The organism is Pseudomonas sp. RIT-PI-q, assembly GCF_001297125.1.
Classification (GTDB): Bacteria; Pseudomonadota; Gammaproteobacteria; order Pseudomonadales; family Pseudomonadaceae; genus Aquipseudomonas.
The window spans coordinates 328,377-346,880 of the sequence record NZ_LHPC01000017.1; the positions used below are offsets into that span (position 1 = coordinate 328,377).

Below are 18,504 nucleotides of genomic sequence, written 5' to 3' on the forward strand. Positions count from 1 at the left end.
GCCAGCTCACTGTAGGAGCTGCCGAAGGCTGCGATCTTTTGACCTTGATCTTCAGCGGTCTTGAAATCGTAAGATCAGGATCAAAAGATCGCAGCCTTCGGCAGCCCCTACACTGATGATCTTTTTCAATCAATTCAATCAAAAAAACAACTTAACAAATGAATCACCCAGAGAGACACTCCATCCCATTCGGCTAGCCAGCCGCCCACAAAGAATAAAAGAGGTGCATATGGCAGGTTTCGACAAGCGTGTGAGTTCCTACGAGGAAGCTCTGGCAGGTCTTGAAGACGGCATGACCGTGATCGCTGGCGGCTTCGGCCTGTGCGGGATCCCGGAAAACCTGATCGCCGAGATCAAGCGCAAAGGCACACGTGACCTCACCGTGGTGTCCAACAACTGCGGCGTCGACGGTTTCGGTCTCGGCGTGCTGCTGACAGACCGCCAGATCAGTAAAGTGGTGGCGTCCTACGTCGGCGAAAACAAACTGTTCGAAGAACAGCTGTTGAAAGGCGAAATTGAAGTTGTCCTGACCCCCCAAGGCACCCTCGCCGAAAAAATGCGCGCGGGCGGCGCCGGCATCCCGGCGTTCTTCACTGCGACTGGCGTCGGCACTCCGGTTGCCGAAGGCAAGGAAGTGCGCGAATTCCACGGTCGCAAGTACCTGATGGAAGAATCCATCACCGGTGACTTCGCCATCGTCAAAGGCTGGAAAGCCGACCATTTCGGCAACGTCATCTATCGCCACACCGCCCAGAACTTCAACCCGCTGGCGGCCACTGCCGGCAAGATCACCGTGGTCGAAGTCGAAGAAATCGTCGAACCCGGCGAGCTGGACCCGGCGCAGATCCACACCCCTGGCATCTACGTCGACCGGGTCATTTGCGGCACGTTCGAAAAGCGCATCGAACAGCGCACCGTGCGTAAGTGATCCCCTGCCCCCGGACCGAATGAAGGAATAACAACAATGGCACTTTCCCGCGAACAAATGGCTCAACGCGTCGCCCGCGAAATGCAGGACGGCTTCTACGTGAACCTGGGCATCGGCATTCCGACCCTGGTCGCCAACTACATCCCGGAAGGCATGGAAGTCATGCTGCAGTCGGAAAACGGCCTGCTCGGCATGGGTCCTTTCCCGACTGAAGACACCATCGATGCCGACATGATCAACGCCGGCAAGCAAACCGTGACCGCCCGTATCGGCGCTTCGATTTTTTCCTCGGCCGAGTCCTTCGCGATGATCCGCGGTGGCCATGTCGACCTGACCGTGCTCGGCGCGTTTGAAGTCGACGTGCAAGGCAACATCGCCTCGTGGATGATTCCCGGCAAACTGGTCAAGGGCATGGGCGGCGCGATGGACCTGGTCGCTGGCGCGGACAACATCATCGTCATCATGACCCACGCGTCCAAGGACGGTGAGTCCAAGCTGTTGGCGCAATGCAGCCTGCCGCTGACCGGCGCTGGTTGCATCAAGCGTGTGTTGACTGACCTGGCGTATCTTGAAATCGAAAACGGCGCGTTCATCCTGAAAGAACGTGCACCGGGCGTCAGCGTCGAAGAGATTGTCGCCAAGACCGCCGGTAAACTGATCGTGCCGGATCACGTGCCGGAAATGCAGTTCGCTGCCCAGTGAGGAATCATTCCATGCAAGAAGTCGTCATTGTTGCCGCCACGCGTACCGCGATCGGCAGTTTCCAGGGTGCCCTGGCCAATGTTTCTGCGGTCGACCTGGGCGCGGCGGTGATCCGTCAGTTGCTGGCACAAACCGGCCTGGACCCGGCCGAAGTCGATGAAGTGATCATGGGCCAGGTGTTGACCGCCGGTGCCGGGCAAAACCCTGCGCGCCAGGCCTCGATCAAGGCCGGCCTGCCCTTTGCCGTTCCTGCCATGACCCTGAACAAGGTCTGCGGCTCGGGCCTGAAAGCCCTGCATCTGGCCACCCAGGCGATTCGCTGCGGCGATGCCGAGGTGATCATTGCCGGCGGCCAGGAAAACATGAGCCTGTCCAACTATGTGATGCCGGGTGCGCGCACCGGTCTGCGCATGGGTCACGCGCAAATCGTCGACACCATGATCAGCGACGGCCTGTGGGATGCGTTCAACGATTACCACATGGGCATCACCGCCGAGAACCTGGCGGACAAATACAGCCTGACCCGCGAACAACAGGACGCCTTCGCCGCGGCCTCGCAGCAGAAAGCCACGGCTGCTATTGAAGCCGGACGTTTTGCCGATGAGATCACGCCGATCCTCATTCCTCAGCGCAAGGGCGATCCGCTGTCCTTCGCCACCGACGAACAGCCACGGGCCGGCACCACCGCCGAAGCCCTGGGCAAACTGAAACCGGCCTTCAAGAAGGACGGTTCGGTGACGGCCGGTAACGCTTCGTCGCTGAATGACGGCGCTGCTGCCGTGATCCTGATGAGCGCCGAAAAAGCCAAGGCCCTGGGCCTGCCGGTGCTGGCGAAAATCGCGGCCTACGCCAACGCGGGCGTGGACCCGGCGATCATGGGCATCGGCCCGGTCTCAGCCACTCGCCGTTGCCTGGACAAGGCCGGTTGGTCCATCGACCAACTGGACCTGATCGAAGCCAACGAAGCCTTCGCCGCGCAATCCCTGGCGGTCGCCAAGGACCTGGAATGGGACCTGAACAAGGTCAACGTCAACGGCGGCGCCATCGCCCTGGGTCACCCGATCGGTGCGTCGGGTTGCCGGGTGCTGGTGACCTTGCTGCATGAAATGATCAAGCGTGACGCCAAGAAAGGCCTCGCCACCCTGTGCATCGGTGGTGGTCAAGGCGTGGCACTGGCGATCGAACGGGCTTAAAGCGTTCAACAGACTGCGCGGGGACCCACGAAGATCCGCCGCAGCCTGGCAACACACCCGGTGCGACTCACGTCGCACCGGGTTATCCACATCTCCCCCGTAGGAGCTGGCTTGCCCGCGAAAGCGCTTGAACGGTCGACCATTGCAGCGAGTCGGACATTGCCTTCGCTGGCAAGCCAGCTCCTACAGGGGAACTCACTTTGTAGCAGCTGGCGAAGCCTGCGTTCGGCTGCGCAGCAGTCGTCAAACCTGAGCATGCGGTCTTCCTGAAACACCTCATCGTCTGATTTCACGACTGCTGCGCAGCCGAACGCAGGCTTCGCCAGCTGCTACAAAGATCGTGGTGAATGGAGGGTCAGGCGAATTTCACCAGGTTCAGCGTCGGCAATGGGCCGCCGGGGAACTGCACCAGCTTCGCGCCAACGCTCAACGCCCCCAGATCGATTCCGAAGAACCCCAACTGATCAATCAGTGCGGCCACTTGCGCTTTCGCATCGGCATCGTCGCCGGATAAAAACAGCCCCCGCCGCCCGCCCTCCGCCGCCGGATCGCTGTCAAGAAAACGCGCCTGAAGGTGATTGAACGCCTTCACCACCCGCGCGCCCGGCACCCATTCGGCAAACACTTCGCTGGATGTCCTTCCCTGCAAATCCACCGCCTTGAACGATGGCGACTCGATCGAGTTGTTGGCATCAATGACGATCCGTCCGCTGAAATCCGGCAGACCGGCCAGCGCGGTCGGCAACTTCGACCAGTTGACCGCCACCAGCACAATCGGCTGGGCGGCCGCATCTTCACGGGTTCCGGCGCGAGCCGTTGGCCCGAGTTCGGCGACCAGCGACGCCAGGGTTTGCGGGCCGCGACTGTTGGCGATGACCACTTCAATGCCTTGACGCGAAAGGGCTTTGGCGAAAGCTGCGCCGATTGCGCCGGCGCCGATGATTCCGATGGTGCTCATGGTGGTTCACTCCGTGGGTTGTCGATGGAGTGAATACTGCGCTTGCCATTAGGTCTTGATTAGCCGGTAATGGCTTGAATGATCTTCAAGCATTGCTAGCAGGTGTTTGCCATGGAAACCCTCGCCAACCTAGAATCCTTTGTCCGCAGCGCCGAAACCGGGAGCTTTTCCGCTGCCGCTCGCTTGCTGGCACTGACGCCCGCGGCGGTCAGCCGCAACGTGGCGATGCTGGAGCGCAACATCGGTGTGCGGCTGTTCCAGCGCTCGACCCGCAAGCTGTCACTGACTGAAGCCGGCGAAAGTTTCCTGGCCAGCATCGGTGGCAATCTCGAAGCGCTGCAAGCGGCGATCAGCGCGGTAACCAGCGACCGTGGCGAACCGGCCGGCGTGCTCAAGGTCAGCCTGGCGCCGACATTTGGCATCGGGCATATCCTGCCGCTGCTGCCGGCGTTTCTGGCGCGTTACCCGCTGATTCGACCTGAGTGGCACTTCGAAAACCGTCCCGTGGACTTGATTGCGGAAGGCTACGACGCGGCGATTGGTGGCGGCTTCGAATTGACGCCGGGGGTTATCTCCCGAACATTGGCGGCGGCGCATGTGGTGGCCGTCGCCTCCCCGGCCTACCTGGCCACACGCACGCTGCCCGAACGCCCGGAAGACTTGTCCGGTCACAACGGCATCGTGATGCGCGGCACCCGCACCGGGCGGATTCGCCAGTGGGTCATGCGCGACGGGGCGGGCGATGAAGCACCGGCCAGCCTCAACGAAAACATCGTCCTCAATGACCCGGCGGCCATGCGTGAGGCGGCAATCCTTGGCTTGGGCGTGACGCTGCTGGTGTTGCCCGATGTGCTGGCCAATATCCAGCGCGGCGAACTGGTGCGGCTGCTGCCCGAATGGTATGGCGATGCGGGGCCGATCTCGCTGTATTACCCGAGCCGGACGTTGATGCCGGCCAAGACCCGGGTGTTTGTTGATTTTGTGGTTGAGGCGTTTGGACGGGACGCCGTGTGATCGTTCATCGCGGGCAAGCCCGCTCCCACAGGATCCATGTACACCATAATCCATGTGGGAGCGGGCTTGCCCGCGATGAGGCCCGGACAGTCACCCCAAAAACTGCAGAATCAACCAACTGTTCGCCCCACTGATCACCACAAACAACCCCCACGCCAACACCCGCGTCGGCAGCCGATTGACAAACGGCCCCATCAGCTTCTGATCGTTGGTCATGCGAATCAACGGATACAAGGCAAACGGCAACTGCAGGCTCAACACCACCTGACTCAACACCAACAGCTTGCCCACCGCGTTATCGCCCATCAACCAAACCCCAATGAACGCCGGGATCAGCGCCAGCCCACGGGTAATCAAACGCCGTTGCCAGCACGGAATCCGCAGGTTCAGGAACCCCTCCATGATCACTTGCCCGGCGATGGTCCCGGTGAAGGTCGAGCTCTGCCCCGAGGCCAGCAACGCCACGCCAAACAACACGCTGGCCAAGGCCCCGCCGACCAATGGATCGAGCAGGTGATAGGCGTCCTGGATGTCCACCACGTCGGTATGCCCGCTCTTGTGGAATGCCGCCGCCGCGAGGATCAGGATCGCCGCGTTCACCAGCAGCGCCAGGGCCAGCGAGCCGATGGTGTCGATGCGCGCCAGTTTCACCGCGTCCTGCTTGCTCGCCAGGTCCTTGCCGATCATCCGGGTTTGCACGATCGAGGTGTGCAAGTACAAGTTATGCGGCATCACCGTGGCCCCGAGGATCCCGATGGCCAGGTACAGCGGCGCGGCATCGCCGATGGCTGAGAGTGACGGCGTGAAGCCCCGGGCCACGTCGGGCCAGTAGGGCTTGATCAACAGCAGTTCGACGAAGAAACACGCGCCGATGGTGCCCACCAACACCAACATGATCGCTTCCAGTCGGCGGAATCCACGGTTTTGCAGGGCCAGTACCAACAACGTGTCGAACGCCGTGAGCGCAATGCCGAAGGTCAGCGAACAGCCCAGCAACAAATGGAACGCCAGGGCGCAACCGAGCACTTCGGCGAGGTCGGTGGCGATGATCGAGATTTCCGCCAGCACCCATTGGGTCCGCGCGGTCCGCGTGCTGTAGCGCTCGCGCGACAACTGCGCCAGGTCCCGCCCGGTGGCGATGCCCAGGCGCGAACACAAACACTGCACCACCATCCCCGCCAGGCTCGCCAGCAGCACCACGAACAACAAGCTGTAACCAAAGCGCGACCCGGCCTCGATGGCGGTCGCCCAGTTGCCCGGGTCCATGTAGCCGATCGACACCAGCAACCCGGGACCGGCAAAACGCAGCAGCCGCTTGAAGAACGAGGCGCGAGGATCGACGGCAACACTGCCGGCCACTTCCGGCGGGCAGAACGGCGCGGTAGCGACTTTGGGCAAATTGAATTTCACGCAAAACATCCGTCAACAGGTGGGAGCGGCCAGCTTAGACGTTTCGCCGATCCCGGTGTACCCACAGCCCCCTGTAGGAGCCGAGCTTGCTCGCGAAGACGGTCTGACAGTTCATTTGATGTTGGATGTGCCGCCGTCTTCGCGAGCAAGCTCGGCTCCTACAGGGACAGAGGCCACGCGGTGTTTTGTATACAAAATCACGACATCCATAGAGCAATCACTCGCCCGCAATGCTAACGTTGCCGCCTCACTCAGGTCGGAGGTGCGTGCGTGCTGATCCTTAAACTGCTGGTCATTCCTGGATTTCTCCTGCTGATTTCCCTGGCCGGTAAGCGCTGGGGGCCCAGCGTGGCGGGCTGGTTATCCGGATTGCCAGTGGTGGTCGGACCGATTCTGTTCTTCCTCGCCATCGAACAAGGTGAGGTGTTCGCCGCGCAATCGGCGACCGCCGCGCTGTCGGCGATGTTCGCGATGATTGCCTTCTGCGTCACCTACGCCCAAGTTGCACAACGGGCGGGATGGCCGTGGGCGCTGATGATTTCGTTGGGGGTCTGGGCCACGGTGGCCGTTGTGCTGTCGCTGATTCCATCGTCCCTGGTGTTCTCGATCATCGCCGCTGCCATTGCGCTGCTGGCGGCACCCTACTTGTTTCCCGCGGTGCAGCCGATCGTTTCAGGCCCGGCGCCGAAGTCCGACAAACTGCTGCTGCGCATGGTCGCTGGCGCCCTGCTCACCCTCGCGGTCACCTTGCTCGCCAATACTGTCGGCGATCGCTGGAGTGGCCTGCTCGCGGTGTTCCCGGTGCTGGGCAGTGTGATGGCGGTGTTCTCCCAGCAAACCCGTGGCCCGGCGTTTACCGCCGCGTTGCTGCGAGCCACCGCCACCGGGATGTATTCGTTCGCGGCATTCTGCCTGGTATTGGCGCTGGCATTGCCAGGCATGGGCCTGAGCGCGTTCGCCCTCGGCGTCGCGGTGTCGGTGGCAATGCTCGGGGTGACCAAGCGTCTGTTGGCCAAACCGGCGAACCCGGTGGCGGACGCTGGACGTACGGCAATCAAACGCTAAGCTGCTTGATGTCATCGGGCCAGGATGGTCGCCCGCTCTTTACGCTGAAGGAACAGACATGACTCAGCTTAGAAACGCCCGATCGGCCACGGCTGTCGGCGTGATTGCGATTTTGCTCTGGTCTTCCCTGGCATTGCTGACCACCCTCACCGAAGGCATTCCGCCGTTTGAACTGTTGACGCTGGGCTTCGGCGTGGCGTTCGCGGCGAGCCTGGTGATTTTGGGCCGACGCGGACGGGCCGGTTTCGTTAGTTGGCGACAACCCTGGAGCGTCTGGGCGACTGGCTTCGTCGGAATTTTCGTTTATCACGCGCTGTATTTTTTCGCGCTCAAGGCGGCCCCTGCCGCCGAAGCCAGCCTGATCAATTACCTTTGGCCGCTGTTGCTGGTGTTGCTTTCGGCGTTCTCCGCCGGAGAAAAACTGCACAAACGGCAAATGCTCGGCGCGCTGCTGGGCCTGGCCGGCACGGCGTTTATCATGCAGCAACACACCCCGAGCGCAGCCGTCGCGCTGCCCATCGCCGGTTATCTCGCCGCATTCGGCTGTGCGCTGATCTGGGCAGGTTATTCGGTGGTCAACCGCCGTTTCAGCGAAGTGCCCAGCAGCACCATCGGCGGGGTCTGCGGCCTTGTCGCGGTGGCCGGACTGGTCTGCCACCTCGCAATCGAAACCACGGTGCGGCCCGACTTCAGCCAATGGACGGCGATTATTGTCCTCGGCCTCGGACCAGTAGGGCTGGCGTTTCTTGCCTGGGACCACGCCACCAAACACGGCAGTCTGGCGACGCTTGGGGCACTGTCCTACCTGGCACCGCTGATTTCCACGTTGCTGCTGATTACCGTCGGTCGCAGCCATGCCAGTCCGATCCTGATCATCCCGGCGTTGCTGATCATTGCCGGTGCCGTGATCGCCACGTCGAGTTCCACCACCAAAGTGCCGATCACACGTTCGATCGTTTCGAACGAGTAGAACAAGAAGCCTGCACGTCAATCGAACAGGCTTGCGCCAACATCAACCTCAGTTCACACCCATCACTGACTGAGGCCTACACCATGAAGTTCTTTTTCCACCCTTCGCCGAACCCGATGAAAGTCGCCCTGCTGCTCGAAGAATTGCAAACGCCTTACGAGCTGATCGGCGTCGACACCTTCAAGGGCGAACAACACCTGCCCGCCTTTTTGGCGATCAACCCGAACGCCAAAGTGCCGGCCCTGGTTGACGGTGATGCCACTGTTTTCGACTCCCACGCCATCCTGCTGCACCTGGCGCAAACCCAACAGCGCTTCCTGCCGACCTCCGCCGCCGGGAATGCCGAGCTGCTGTCATGGTTGATGTTCATCGCCACCGGCCTGTCGCCGTTCTCCGGTCAGGCTGTGCATTTCCTGCACCACGCACCGGAAGACCTGCCGTACGCGAAAAACCGTTACCTCAAGGAAGTCGAACGCCACTACCGCGTGCTTGACCAACGCCTGGCCGACCATCAGTACCTGGCCGGCGATACCTACAGCATCGCCGACATGGCGCTGTGGGGCTGGGCCAGCTACGCGCCGTACATCCTCGGCGAAAACGGCTTGGCGGCGTACCCGAACGTCAAGCGCCTGTTCGATGAAATCAGCGCCCGCCCGGCGGCCCAACGCGCCCAGGGGCTGAAAGAAAAACTGGTGCTGAAGGCTGAGTTCGACGAAGAAACCCGCCGCAACCTGTTCCCGCAAAACCAGGCGCAGTAATAAGAGGCTGGGCACAAACCTGTAGGAGCTGGCTTGCCAGCGAAGGACTCAAATGCTCAACATTTATCCTGTTCAAACGCGTCATCGTTAACGTTGTTCGCTGGCAAGCCAGCTCCTACATGGAACGCAACATCGCAGGTTCGGGAGCTGCTACAGATCGTATTCCATGGGATGATCGCCCTCAAAGCGCGACCATCCCTGGAGATTCCGAATGTCATTGTTGAGTAAAAACGCCATTGTCCTGTTGCTGACGGTGGCTACCAGCCTGGGGGCGTTGAATGCGCAAGCGGCCAAGGCCACTTCCAGCGATTCCGCGCCGGCACAAAAAGTCTCGATGCTCGGCGGCAAGTTCAAGTTCACCCTGCCCAAGGGCTTCATTGCCAACCCGTTGCCCGCCAGCCCAACCGGTGCCAGCGGCACCATGTACACCAACGAAGCCACCAAGACCGTGGTGATCGCTGCAGAAAACAACCTTCCGCCCGGAGTCACGGTCAAGGACAACGACGGCAAGTTTCTCGACGAAACGGTGGCCGACTTCGATTCGGCTCAACGCAAGGCCCTGCCGGATTTCAATAAGCTGAGCGAAAAAAGCCTGACCCAAAAAGGCACCGGGCTGGGGATTCGTCAGGTCGATAGCACCGCCACACAGGGTGGCGGCATCACCCTCAACACCACGCTGATGGCGGCGTCCGGCACCCGCATGGCCGTGGTTCAGGTCATTTCCCGTCCCGGCGACATGGCCGCGCACGAAACCTTGATCAAACAGCTGGTCAGCGGCAAGTGAGACTCAGGGATTGTGGCGCTGCAACCAGGCGCTCAAGTCCTGCATCTCGGCGCCGCTGATGCTGTGACCTACGCCAGGGTAGGCGTGGAATTCAGGCTTGAGTGACAGGCTCTGCAACAGGCTGTCGGCGTCGGTGCCATCGGTGTAGGGCAAGCGTTTGTCCGCCGTGCCATGACCAATGAAAATTGCGAGTTTCTGGCGTTTTTCATCCGGTTTGAGCTCGGATTTGAGCACCGGTAAAATCCGCCCGCTCAACGCGGCAATCCCGCCCACCGCCTCGGGGTGCCGCAGGGCGACCTCGTAGGACATGATCGCGCCCTGGCTGAAACCCACCAGGAAAACCTTGGCCGGGTCCGTGTGATATTTCTTCGTCGCCTGTGCGATGAAATCCAGCAGCACCTGGCCGCTGGTCTTCAAGTCGTCCGTCTCGCCGTTGTAGGCACCCTCGCCTTTTTTGCGAAACCACTGGTAACTGCCCTCTTCCATCACCATCGGCGCCCGCACCGACAGGTAGTTGTATGACGCGGGCAGTTCATCCTTGATGCCAAACAGATCCTGCTCGTTACTGCCGTAACCGTGGAGGAAAATCACCAGAGGTTGATTGTTCGAGTCGGGGTGGGCCTGCTCCAGGTACTGCAGCGGCAAATCGGTTTGCAGCGGGGTTTGAGCATGGACGGCGGCGGATGCCAGCAGCGTCAGCAGAGCGAGAAACTTCAACATAAACCTTCCTTCACGGCGCGCAGGATTCGGGGCAGAGCCTAACACTTCCCATCACCGATGACCCTGACACCGCCTCCCCTGTAGGAGCTGTAGGAGCTGTCGAGTGAAACGAGGCTGCGATCTTTTGATCCTGATCTTCAAAAAAACAAGATCAAAAGATCGCAGCCTCGTTTCTCTCGACAGCTCCTACAGGTCCTACAGGTCCTACAAGTGAGTCGGGTTAATCGTTGATCAGTTTGCCAACCCGAATCGGCTCACGCCCCGCGACTTTCGCCTGCCAGGTGCCCGGCTGGGTGTAACGACCGCGATCAATGGCAAACAGCACGCCACTGGTCCCGGCGCACACCGTCGTGACCCGATCGCTCAACGGGTCGACCACTTCAAACAGCGCATCGCCCTTCTCCACCCACTCACCGGAATCACGCAGGAAACTGACCACGCCATGATGTGGCGCGAACAGGTATTCGGTGCCTTCGAACGGCATGCCTTCGCAGCATTCGCTCGGTGCCGCCGGCCAGGTGCCTTTGATGAAACCCTGCTCGGCGAGAAATCCCAGGATCGCCTCGCAATTGGCTTGGGCCTGGTCGACGCGGGTGTCACCCATGCTGCCCAGCTCCAGCGTCGTCGCCAGATTGGCCGGTGGAATCGCCGCCTCAGGGAATGCCCGTGCCAGGCGCAACCACGGCGAAGAACACGACTCGTCGAACGAGCTGCCGCCGGAATCTTCACAGAGCAAAGCGACACCGGCCTTCAACCGTGCAGCCAGGGATTGCCACTGTGGCCAGTGCTGCGGCAAGGCATAGATATGAATCGCCGCGTCGAAATCGCAGTGCAGATCGAGGGTGATGTCGGCGTCGCAGGCGTGGCGCAGCAGCAAGCGGTGCATGGCCTCCAATTGCGAAACCGCTGCGGGCAAGCCGTCGAGCACCTGGCCCATGGTCTGGCGAATCAACGCGATGTTGGCCTCGGCATCGGTGCCCAGGCGATCACCGATCAACTCGGCCACCGGTGCGCTGAGTTCGACGAACGAGCGGTTGAAATTCTTGCCGCTGCCCAGTTCAAAGCGCCCCATGTGGCTGCCTTGCAGGTGCTGATCGAGGCCAATGGGATTGGCGACCGGCACCAGTTCGATGACGCCTTGCAGCTGGCCTTGGGCTTCGAGTTCGGTCAGGCGTTTCTTCAATTCCCAGGCGGTACGCATGCCTGGTAATTCATCAGCGTGCAGGCTGGCCTGGATGTACACCTTGCGAGTGCCCGCGCCATAACGAAACACGCTGAGTGTGCGTTCGGTCCCCAGGTGGCTCCAGGGCAGTGGATGGTCGATGCGTTGCATGGCGGACTCCTGAATGTCTGAACGGTGAGATCACCTGTGGGAGCGAGCCTGCTCGCGATGGGGTACTGACATTCAACATCAGAATCGGCTGACACGACGCCATCGCGAGCAGGCTCGCTCCCACAGGTTTCTCGTTCCAATAGAAAGATTGCATAAAAAAAATGGCAACCGCGTCAACGGTTGCCATTTTTTTGAACGGCCGGATTACTCGCCGTAAACGTCGAACTTGAAGTATTTGTCCTGCACTTGCTTGTACTTGCCGTTGGCGCGAATTTCAGTGATGGCGGTGTTGAATTTGTCCGCCAGCTCTTTGTCGCCCTTGCGCACAGCGATGCCGGCGCCGCCACCGAAGTATTTCGGATCGTTGTACTCAGGGCCTACGAACGCGAAACCTTTACCGGCGTCGGTTTTCAGGAAACCGTCGTCCAGGTTGACCGAGTCGGCCAATAGCGCGTCAATGCGACCGGAAACCATGTCCAGGTTGGCTTCCTGCTGGGAACCGTAGCGAACCAGGTTGATGCCGGCCGGCACCAGCACTTCAGTGGCGAAACGATCGTGGGTACTGGCGCGCAGTACACCGACTTTCTTGCCCTTGAGATCGGTCAGCGGGTCCTTGACGTCGGTGCCTTCCTTCATCACGAAGCGCGCCGGGGTGTGGTAATACTTGATGGTGAAATCGACGTTCTTTTTACGGTCGTCAGTGATGGTCATGGACGACAGGATCGCGTCGATTTTCTTGACCTTCAGTGCCGGGATCAGGCCGTCGAACTCTTGCTCGACCCAGGTGCACTTCACTTTCATCTGCTCGCACAATGCGTCGCCGATGTCCACGTCGAAACCAGTGAGTTTGCCGTCAGGGGTTTTCATCGAGAATGGCGGGTAACCGGCTTCGATACCGATGCGGGTCGGCTTGGCGTCTTCGGCCACAGCGGTCAGGGACAACATCGACAGTGCCAGGGCACCAAACATCACTAGCTTCTTCATTTATAACTCCTGTGTGCGGAGGCTTTTATTGGCAGCGTTCGATTATCAGCGTTCGGTCGGTAGCTTGTGGCTGGTAAAGACCGAAGTGGCCGGCAGTCTAGAGGGGCTGCTGGAGGGCAAATTGCGTTTAAGCGACAAATACTTATAGAAAAGAGGTGGTTGTATGGCGCTGTTTAGAGGCGTGCGCCATGGCGGTGCAAGGAGTGTCAGACAATCCCTGATTTCAGACAAAACCTACAAGGTTTGGGGTGCTGATCCGACTGACGAGTCGCGCTGGCGATGAACCATTTTTTGCGGCACATTGCCCTCCTCCCAGCCCCACAAGAGAAACGTGATGCCCACGTTGAACCTGATCCAGCACCACCCTGCCGAAGGACCTGGCGCCATTGCCGAGTGGGCAGCGTCCCGAGGCCTGGCGCTGAACATCTTTCGCGCAGACCTTGGGCACTTGCCGCCAGTGGGTGCGGCGCCGGTAGTGCTGTTGGGCGGACCTTATGAATCCAATGCCGGGCCGGCGTGGCTGGAGGCCGAACGCCAGTGGCTGGCAGGCAGCCTCGATCAGGGCGCGCCGGTGTTTGCCATTTGCCTCGGCGCGCAGTTGTTGGCACTGGGTCTGGGCGGCAATGTGCGGCGGATGGCTCATACCGAAACGGGCTGGACCACCGTGACGTTCATTGAGGGCCAGACGCTGAAGGTGCTGGAGTGGCACGAAGACGCGATCGATCTGCCACCGAACGCGCAATTACTGGCTAGCAGTGATCAATGTGACCAGCAGATGTATAGCGTTGGTCCGACGCGAGTGGGATTGCAGTTCCATCCGGAGTGGAATGCCGAGTCGGTGGCCATTCTTAATCAACACTTTGCCGATGAATCGCCGTTGCCACGGGGTCAGCCGGACAGCGCCGCCTGCGCAGCCGTGTTCACGTGGTTGCAGGCGACACTGGATGAATGGTGGGCCGCTTCATCCCTGAAAACACCTTCCCTGTAACAGCTGGCGAAGCCTGCATTCGGCTGCGAAGCAGTCGTAAACCCGACTTGCACGGTTTTCCTGATGTACCGCGAGTGCTGATTTTGCGACTGCTGCGCAGCCGAACGCAGGCTTCGCCAGCTGCTACAGGTTATCGGCGCATGTCAGGACTTAGCATTCGCAACCTATGGGCGCCTTGGCGGGGTGTGCGGCTGCGACACTCAACTCAAACCCTTCATCCAGCCACCCGGTTACTCCACCGATCATTTCCTTGACCGGGTAACCCAGCGCCGCCAGCTTCACCGCGGCCTTGTTGGCACCGTTGCAGTGCGGACCGGCGCAATAGACCACGAACAAGCTGGTTTTCGGATAGGCCGCCAGACCTTCAGCGGTCAGCAGTCGTCCCGGAAAATTAATCGCTCCCGGCACATGGCCACGCTCGAACGCGAGCGGACCGCGCACGTCCACCAGGACAAAATCGACCTCATCGGCCTGTTGGCTGCCATAGACGTCGGAACAGTCGGTTTCGAAAGTCAGGCGGTTGCTGAAATGCATCAGGGCAATGGCCGATGGGGCTGCGGGAATTTCGCGGACCAGGCTGGTCATGGGTCGTACTCCAAAGTTTCGGTAGGTGTGAGAAGACTTTATCCGCCCGTCGCTTGACGCTACAGTGGCGTACCAGACACCCACCGGGAACTTTCCGCCAAATGCTGCCCACCCCTGGATTGGTCGCGATTCTGGCCTATGACGGCCTGTGTACTTTCGAATTCGGCATCGCCGTGGAGATCTTTGGCCTGGCGCGGCCGGAGTTCGATTTCCCGTGGTACGAACATCGGATCGCCGCTGTCGATCAGGGCCCGATGCGCGCCATGGGCGGCATTCACGTGCTGGCCGATGGCGGCATGGAACTGCTCGATCAGGCCCGGACCATCATCATCCCTGGCTGGCGCGACCGCCGTGCGCCGGTGCCCGAAGCCCTGCTCGCGGCCCTGCGCCAGGCCCATGCCCGCGGTGCGCGGTTACTGTCGATCTGCTCGGGCGTGTTCGTGCTCGCGGCCACCGGATTACTCGACGGTCACGGCGCCACCACGCATTGGCGCTATGCCACCGAACTGTCCGAACGATTCCCGAACATTCTGGTGGACCCGGACGTGCTCTACGTCGACTCGGGCCAACTGATCACCTCGGCCGGCAGTGCGGCAGGTATCGATGCTTGCCTGCATCTGGTCGCGCGGGACTTTGGCACCCAGGTGGCCAACGCGGTGGCGCGGCGCCTGGTGATGTCGCCGCAACGCACCGGCGGCCAGGCACAGTTCATTCCGACCCCGGTCAGTCCTACGCCGCGCAGCGATCTTTCGCGCGTGATGCAGTGGGCGCGCGAGCGCTTGCATGAACCGCTTGAAGTGCGCGAACTGGCCAGCGAGGCGGCTATGAGCGAACGAACGTTCCTGCGTCGTTTCACCGAAGCCACGGGCATGCCGCCCAAGGCCTGGTTGCAGCATGAGCGCCTTGGGCGAGCGCGTGAGTTGCTGGAGAGCACGAGCCAGAATACCGACCAGATTGCCGAGCGCTGTGGTTATCGTTCGGTGGAGAGTTTCCGGGTGGCGTTTCGTAGCGTGGTCGGGGTGCCGCCATCGGTGTACCGGGAGCGGTTTGGGCGGGAGGTTAAAGCGATTTTTTTAAGTGACTTTGCGGGCCCCTTCGTGGGCAAGCCCGCTCTCACAGTGATTTTGTGAACACTGGAGATCCAATGTGGGAGCGGGCTTGCCCGCGATGAGGCCAGACCAGACGCCGATTTTCTCAAGGTTTACGCAACAGATAGGTATCCATAATCCACCCATTCGCCAGCCTCGCAGCCTTGCGTACCCGCTCGATTTCATCCGCCACATCCTTGAGTTTGCCGCTGATGAGGATTTCATCCGGCGTCCCCAGGTAAGCCCCCCAGTAAATCTCTGTCTCCTGATCCGCCACTTGATGGTAGGAATCTTGCGCATCCAGCATCACCACCAAGCTGTCGGCATCGCTCACCTGCCCCGCCGCCAGTCGCCGGCCAGTGGTGATCTCGATCGAGCGACCGATGCGATTCAGCGGCACTTTATGCTGAGCCGCCAACGCCTGAACGCTGGTGATGCCGGGGATCACTTCAAAATCGAAGACGCAGCGACCTGAAGCCAGAATCGCCTGCAAGATCCGGATGGTGCTGTCGTACAGCGCGGGATCGCCCCACACCAGAAAACCGCCGCACTGGCCGTCAGTCATTTCCTCATTGATCAGCCGTTCGAAGGTCAATTGCTTGGCAAGGTTCAGATCTTCGACACTGCTCTTGTAGTCCACATCCCCGCGCTCGCGCTCCGGGCTGTGGGCTTCGACGAAGCGGTAATCGTGATCGGTGATGTAGCGCTCACAGATCTCGCGACGCAGGTCGATCAGCTTGTCTTTGCTCTGGCCCTTGTCCATCAGGAAAAACACGTCGACGAGGTTCAAAGCCTTCACGGCCTGCATTGTGATGTAGTCGGGGTTGCCGGCGCCGATGCCGATGACCAGAAGTTTTTTCATCAACATGTTCCCTCAGGGTCCGTACCCAAAAAGCGTAGCCGCCAGCGGCCGTTGAACCGCAATTCGATGGCCGACAGCGGTTCAACGTCGATAAGGTTGAACGCCGGGCTTTGCAGCACCTGCATCAGCGCAGCGCGCATGACAAACGGATGGGTGATGGCAACGACGTGCCCCGGTGTCGCCGTCAGTGTGGTCAGCCACGCGGCCACGCGTTCAGCGAGTTGCGCCACCGACTCGCCGCCGTGGGGCGCCGAATTCGGGTCATTGAGCCAGGCCTGCAGCGTTTCCGTTTCGGTTTTTTGCACATCGTCGATCCGCAGACCTTTCCAGCGTCCGAAATCGCAGTCACGCAGCGCCGCTGCAATCTCGACTTCGCTGCCAAACAATTCGGCGGTTTGCCGGGTCCGCAGTTCCGGGCCACACACGAGGCGTGGTGCCCCCTTGAATTGGCGACTACGGGAATTCTTTGCCGATAGCCAATCCATCTCCAAAGGCTCATCCGTAGGAAAACGCGCCAATTTTTGTGCGACGGTTCTAGCGTGGCACATCAGGGTCAAACGGGTTGCCTGCACGAAAGATCACTCTGTTGATAGGACGGGAAACCGGCATGCCGTCGATAATCGGGCAATTGTGCCGTAAGAAGCGCTGTTCAGGGGTGTTTCGTTTCAAACGGCAAGTCTGGCTCTCAAACACATTTCATCCGAGATAAAAGGCTAACTCCGATACCCCTATAGGCGATGGCCTACAAGCTCTGTCGACATGCGTGTAGCCCCCGTCATACGGGCATTTCGCCCCATTCCGGGGCCAAAAAAAAGCGCACAAAAATTCACTAGACATGGAGCGGGCGTTAAATAAATACTGGTTAAACGGAACATGAATCGAAACGACACACCCATCCAGCAAGGAGCCCGGATGCCCTCTCTCAGCGATATCGACCACGACCTCCGTTCTCCCAGAGCCAGATACCAGTCCGACCAGCACCTCAATAACCTGAGTGCGAGCATCGTGCTGCCCGTCTCAAATAACGACTGACAAAAAAGAGTGGCGCCTGACCCGTTCAAGCGACAGCCGATTCAACGCGTGGAAACCGACAGTGATAGTCAGGTTCGGAGCTAACCGCCGGACCCTTTGATACAGGAGTGCATCCATGCTGGCTTTACGTCCAGTCGAGTTAACCGACCTGCCCCAGTTGCAGCGGCTTGCTCGCGAAAGTCTGGTAGGCGTCACGTCCTTGCCGGACGATACCGAACGCCTACGCGAAAGAATTCTCGATTCCTGCGCCTCTTTCGATAAGGACGTCCAGGGTCACGGCCCGGAGAATTACTTCTTCGTGCTGGAAAATCTGAGCACCCGGCACCTGGTGGGTTGCTCGGAAATCCTTGCCACCGCCGGTTTCAGCGAGCCGTTCTACAGCTTGCGCAATCGGCATTTCACCAGCGCCTCGCGGGAACTGAACATCGAGCACGGCGTGCCCGCGCTGTCGTTGTGTCACGACCTCAGTGCTCACACCTTGTTGAGGGGGTTTCATATTGACGCGGCGTTGGTGCGAACGGCGTTTTCCGAGTTGCTGTCACGGGCACGACTGTTGTTCATTGCCGCTCATTCGCAGCGCTTCGCCGAAGCAGTGATCACCGAGATCGTCGGTTTCAGCGACGACGGGCGGTCGCCGTTCTGGGACGCCGTGGGCAAGCATTTTTTCGACCTGCCCTACGCCGAAGCCGAGCGGCTCTGCGGTCTGGAGAGCCGCACGTTCCTCGCCGAACTGATGCCGCAATACCCGATCTATGTGCCGATGCTGCCCCAGGCCGCACAGGACTGCATCGGCCGAATCCACCCCGATGGCCAGGAAGCCTTCGATATCCTCGAACGCGAAGGCTTTGAGACCAATAGCTATGTCGACCTGTTCGACGGCGGGCCGACGTTGTATGCGCGCACCTCCAACATCCGCTCGATTGCCCGCAGCCAGACCGGCACGGCACAACCGGGTTCGCCCATCGATGCCCGTGGCCGCTATCTGGTGAGCAACGACTCGCTGAAGGACTATCGCGCCATCGTCGCCGAACTGGACTACAACGCCGGGCAAAGCGTGGCGCTGAGCGATGAAATGTGCGCAGCCCTTCACGTGACCGACGGCAGCCCGATCCGGCTGATCGCCCTGTGAG

19 protein-coding genes are annotated in these 18,504 nt (G+C 60.5%); 11 read left to right on the forward strand and 8 right to left on the reverse strand.

Annotation, left to right across the window (positions count from 1 at the left end; genetic code table 11):
* Window positions 1-229 precede the first annotated feature (229 nt).
* Genes AEQ67_RS05385 through AEQ67_RS05395 form a run of 3 tightly spaced genes read left to right on the forward strand, consistent with a single transcriptional unit; the run spans window position 230 to window position 2,823 of the window.
* Window positions 230-928: a CoA transferase subunit A gene (locus AEQ67_RS05385; protein ID WP_059402853.1), complete on the forward strand. Its 699-nt coding sequence runs from the start codon at window positions 230-232 to the stop codon at window positions 926-928.
* Window positions 929-964: 36 nt separating this feature from the next.
* Window positions 965-1,630, forward strand: coding sequence for a CoA transferase subunit B (locus AEQ67_RS05390; RefSeq protein WP_059402854.1), 666 nt, complete (start codon window positions 965-967; stop codon window positions 1,628-1,630).
* An 11-nt stretch (window positions 1,631-1,641) separates the two neighbouring features.
* The gene (locus tag AEQ67_RS05395) at window positions 1,642-2,823 is read left to right on the forward strand and encodes an acetyl-CoA C-acetyltransferase (protein ID WP_059402855.1); all 1,182 of its coding nucleotides are present in this window, start codon (window positions 1,642-1,644) and stop codon (window positions 2,821-2,823) included.
* Window positions 2,824-3,178: 355 nt separating this feature from the next.
* Here AEQ67_RS05395 and AEQ67_RS05400 read toward each other — a convergent pair whose 3' ends face one another.
* The gene (locus AEQ67_RS05400) at window positions 3,179-3,781 is read right to left on the reverse strand and encodes an NADPH-dependent F420 reductase (protein WP_059402856.1); all 603 of its coding nucleotides are present in this window, start codon (window positions 3,779-3,781) and stop codon (window positions 3,179-3,181) included.
* 111 nt (window positions 3,782-3,892) lie between these two features.
* On the opposite strand from AEQ67_RS05400, the gene AEQ67_RS05405 reads away from it, so the two are divergent.
* Complete coding sequence (locus AEQ67_RS05405) at window positions 3,893-4,795, forward strand: LysR family transcriptional regulator (protein ID WP_059402857.1); 903 nt, start codon at window positions 3,893-3,895, stop codon at window positions 4,793-4,795.
* A 90-nt stretch (window positions 4,796-4,885) separates the two neighbouring features.
* On the opposite strand, the gene AEQ67_RS05410 is transcribed toward AEQ67_RS05405, so the two are convergent.
* A complete protein-coding gene (locus AEQ67_RS05410) occupies window positions 4,886-6,205 on the reverse strand; it encodes an Nramp family divalent metal transporter (RefSeq protein WP_059402858.1) in 1,320 nt (439 codons plus the stop codon).
* 270 nt (window positions 6,206-6,475) lie between these two features.
* Between AEQ67_RS05410 and AEQ67_RS05415 the strand changes: the two genes are divergently transcribed.
* The 4 genes from AEQ67_RS05415 (at window position 6,476) to AEQ67_RS05430 (ending at window position 9,782) form a co-directional block, all read left to right on the forward strand.
* A complete protein-coding gene (locus AEQ67_RS05415) occupies window positions 6,476-7,270 on the forward strand; it encodes a hypothetical protein (protein WP_059402859.1) in 795 nt (264 codons plus the stop codon).
* A 58-nt stretch (window positions 7,271-7,328) separates the two neighbouring features.
* Complete coding sequence (yddG, locus tag AEQ67_RS05420; protein WP_059402860.1) at window positions 7,329-8,240, forward strand: aromatic amino acid exporter YddG; 912 nt, start codon at window positions 7,329-7,331, stop codon at window positions 8,238-8,240.
* Window positions 8,241-8,323: 83 nt separating this feature from the next.
* Window positions 8,324-8,998: a glutathione S-transferase family protein gene (locus AEQ67_RS05425; protein WP_059402861.1), complete on the forward strand. Its 675-nt coding sequence runs from the start codon at window positions 8,324-8,326 to the stop codon at window positions 8,996-8,998.
* Window positions 8,999-9,209: 211 nt separating this feature from the next.
* Window positions 9,210-9,782 (forward strand): hypothetical protein, encoded by a 573-nt coding sequence (locus AEQ67_RS05430; protein ID WP_059402862.1) that lies wholly within the window; start codon window positions 9,210-9,212, stop codon window positions 9,780-9,782.
* Window positions 9,783-9,785: 3 nt separating this feature from the next.
* On the opposite strand, the gene AEQ67_RS05435 is transcribed toward AEQ67_RS05430, so the two are convergent.
* The 3 genes from AEQ67_RS05435 to AEQ67_RS05445 all read right to left on the reverse strand — a co-directional run bounded on the left by AEQ67_RS05435 (window position 9,786) and on the right by AEQ67_RS05445 (window position 12,819).
* A complete protein-coding gene (locus AEQ67_RS05435; RefSeq protein ID WP_059402863.1) occupies window positions 9,786-10,502 on the reverse strand; it encodes an alpha/beta hydrolase in 717 nt (238 codons plus the stop codon).
* A 220-nt stretch (window positions 10,503-10,722) separates the two neighbouring features.
* Window positions 10,723-11,835 carry a succinylglutamate desuccinylase/aspartoacylase family protein gene (locus AEQ67_RS05440; RefSeq protein WP_059402864.1) on the reverse strand — a complete coding sequence of 371 codons (1,113 nt, stop codon included), beginning with the start codon at window positions 11,833-11,835 and terminating at the stop codon, window positions 10,723-10,725.
* 204 nt (window positions 11,836-12,039) lie between these two features.
* Window positions 12,040-12,819: an ABC transporter substrate-binding protein gene (locus AEQ67_RS05445; RefSeq protein WP_059402865.1), complete on the reverse strand. Its 780-nt coding sequence runs from the start codon at window positions 12,817-12,819 to the stop codon at window positions 12,040-12,042.
* A gap of 334 nt (window positions 12,820-13,153) precedes the next feature.
* Between AEQ67_RS05445 and AEQ67_RS05450 the strand changes: the two genes are divergently transcribed.
* A complete protein-coding gene (locus AEQ67_RS05450; RefSeq protein ID WP_059402866.1) occupies window positions 13,154-13,807 on the forward strand; it encodes a type 1 glutamine amidotransferase in 654 nt (217 codons plus the stop codon).
* Between the two features lie 150 nt (window positions 13,808-13,957).
* Here AEQ67_RS05450 and AEQ67_RS05455 read toward each other — a convergent pair whose 3' ends face one another.
* Complete coding sequence (locus tag AEQ67_RS05455; RefSeq protein WP_059402867.1) at window positions 13,958-14,392, reverse strand: rhodanese-like domain-containing protein; 435 nt, start codon at window positions 14,390-14,392, stop codon at window positions 13,958-13,960.
* A 101-nt stretch (window positions 14,393-14,493) separates the two neighbouring features.
* Between AEQ67_RS05455 and ftrA the strand changes: the two genes are divergently transcribed.
* Window positions 14,494-15,522: a transcriptional regulator FtrA gene (gene ftrA / locus AEQ67_RS05460; RefSeq protein WP_059402868.1), complete on the forward strand. Its 1,029-nt coding sequence runs from the start codon at window positions 14,494-14,496 to the stop codon at window positions 15,520-15,522.
* Window positions 15,523-15,586: 64 nt separating this feature from the next.
* On the opposite strand, the gene cobF is transcribed toward ftrA, so the two are convergent.
* Together cobF and AEQ67_RS05470 are read right to left on the reverse strand one after the other, a co-directional pair.
* Window positions 15,587-16,342 (reverse strand): precorrin-6A synthase (deacetylating), encoded by a 756-nt coding sequence (gene cobF, locus AEQ67_RS05465; protein WP_059402869.1) that lies wholly within the window; start codon window positions 16,340-16,342, stop codon window positions 15,587-15,589.
* The gene (locus AEQ67_RS05470) at window positions 16,342-16,914 is read right to left on the reverse strand and encodes a histidine phosphatase family protein (RefSeq protein ID WP_059402870.1); all 573 of its coding nucleotides are present in this window, start codon (window positions 16,912-16,914) and stop codon (window positions 16,342-16,344) included. Before AEQ67_RS05470 ends, cobF begins: the two co-directional genes overlap by 1 nt.
* 575 nt (window positions 16,915-17,489) lie before the next feature.
* On the opposite strand from AEQ67_RS05470, the gene AEQ67_RS05475 reads away from it, so the two are divergent.
* Window positions 17,490-18,503, forward strand: a complete 1,014-nt coding sequence (locus AEQ67_RS05475; RefSeq protein ID WP_059402871.1) for an arginine N-succinyltransferase — start codon at window positions 17,490-17,492, stop codon at window positions 18,501-18,503.
* Window position 18,504 lies beyond the last annotated feature (1 nt).

Coding starts and splice junctions, on each gene's coding strand:
- AEQ67_RS05475 (WP_059402871.1), top strand. CDS start 17,490: ATGCTGGCTTTACGTCCAGTCGAGTTAACCGACCTGCCCCAGTTGCAG.
- cobF (WP_059402869.1), bottom strand. CDS start 16,342: ATGAAAAAACTTCTGGTCATCGGCATCGGCGCCGGCAACCCCGACTAC.
- AEQ67_RS05395 (WP_059402855.1), top strand. CDS start 1,642: ATGCAAGAAGTCGTCATTGTTGCCGCCACGCGTACCGCGATCGGCAGT.
- AEQ67_RS05400 (WP_059402856.1), bottom strand. CDS start 3,781: ATGAGCACCATCGGAATCATCGGCGCCGGCGCAATCGGCGCAGCTTTC.
- AEQ67_RS05445 (WP_059402865.1), bottom strand. CDS start 12,819: ATGAAGAAGCTAGTGATGTTTGGTGCCCTGGCACTGTCGATGTTGTCC.
- AEQ67_RS05405 (WP_059402857.1), top strand. CDS start 3,893: ATGGAAACCCTCGCCAACCTAGAATCCTTTGTCCGCAGCGCCGAAACC.
- AEQ67_RS05440 (WP_059402864.1), bottom strand. CDS start 11,835: ATGCAACGCATCGACCATCCACTGCCCTGGAGCCACCTGGGGACCGAA.
- AEQ67_RS05455 (WP_059402867.1), bottom strand. CDS start 14,392: ATGACCAGCCTGGTCCGCGAAATTCCCGCAGCCCCATCGGCCATTGCC.
- ftrA (WP_059402868.1), top strand. CDS start 14,494: ATGCTGCCCACCCCTGGATTGGTCGCGATTCTGGCCTATGACGGCCTG.
- AEQ67_RS05450 (WP_059402866.1), top strand. CDS start 13,154: ATGCCCACGTTGAACCTGATCCAGCACCACCCTGCCGAAGGACCTGGC.
- yddG (WP_059402860.1), top strand. CDS start 7,329: ATGACTCAGCTTAGAAACGCCCGATCGGCCACGGCTGTCGGCGTGATT.
- AEQ67_RS05425 (WP_059402861.1), top strand. CDS start 8,324: ATGAAGTTCTTTTTCCACCCTTCGCCGAACCCGATGAAAGTCGCCCTG.
- AEQ67_RS05435 (WP_059402863.1), bottom strand. CDS start 10,502: ATGTTGAAGTTTCTCGCTCTGCTGACGCTGCTGGCATCCGCCGCCGTC.
- AEQ67_RS05385 (WP_059402853.1), top strand. CDS start 230: ATGGCAGGTTTCGACAAGCGTGTGAGTTCCTACGAGGAAGCTCTGGCA.
- AEQ67_RS05390 (WP_059402854.1), top strand. CDS start 965: ATGGCACTTTCCCGCGAACAAATGGCTCAACGCGTCGCCCGCGAAATG.
- AEQ67_RS05430 (WP_059402862.1), top strand. CDS start 9,210: ATGTCATTGTTGAGTAAAAACGCCATTGTCCTGTTGCTGACGGTGGCT.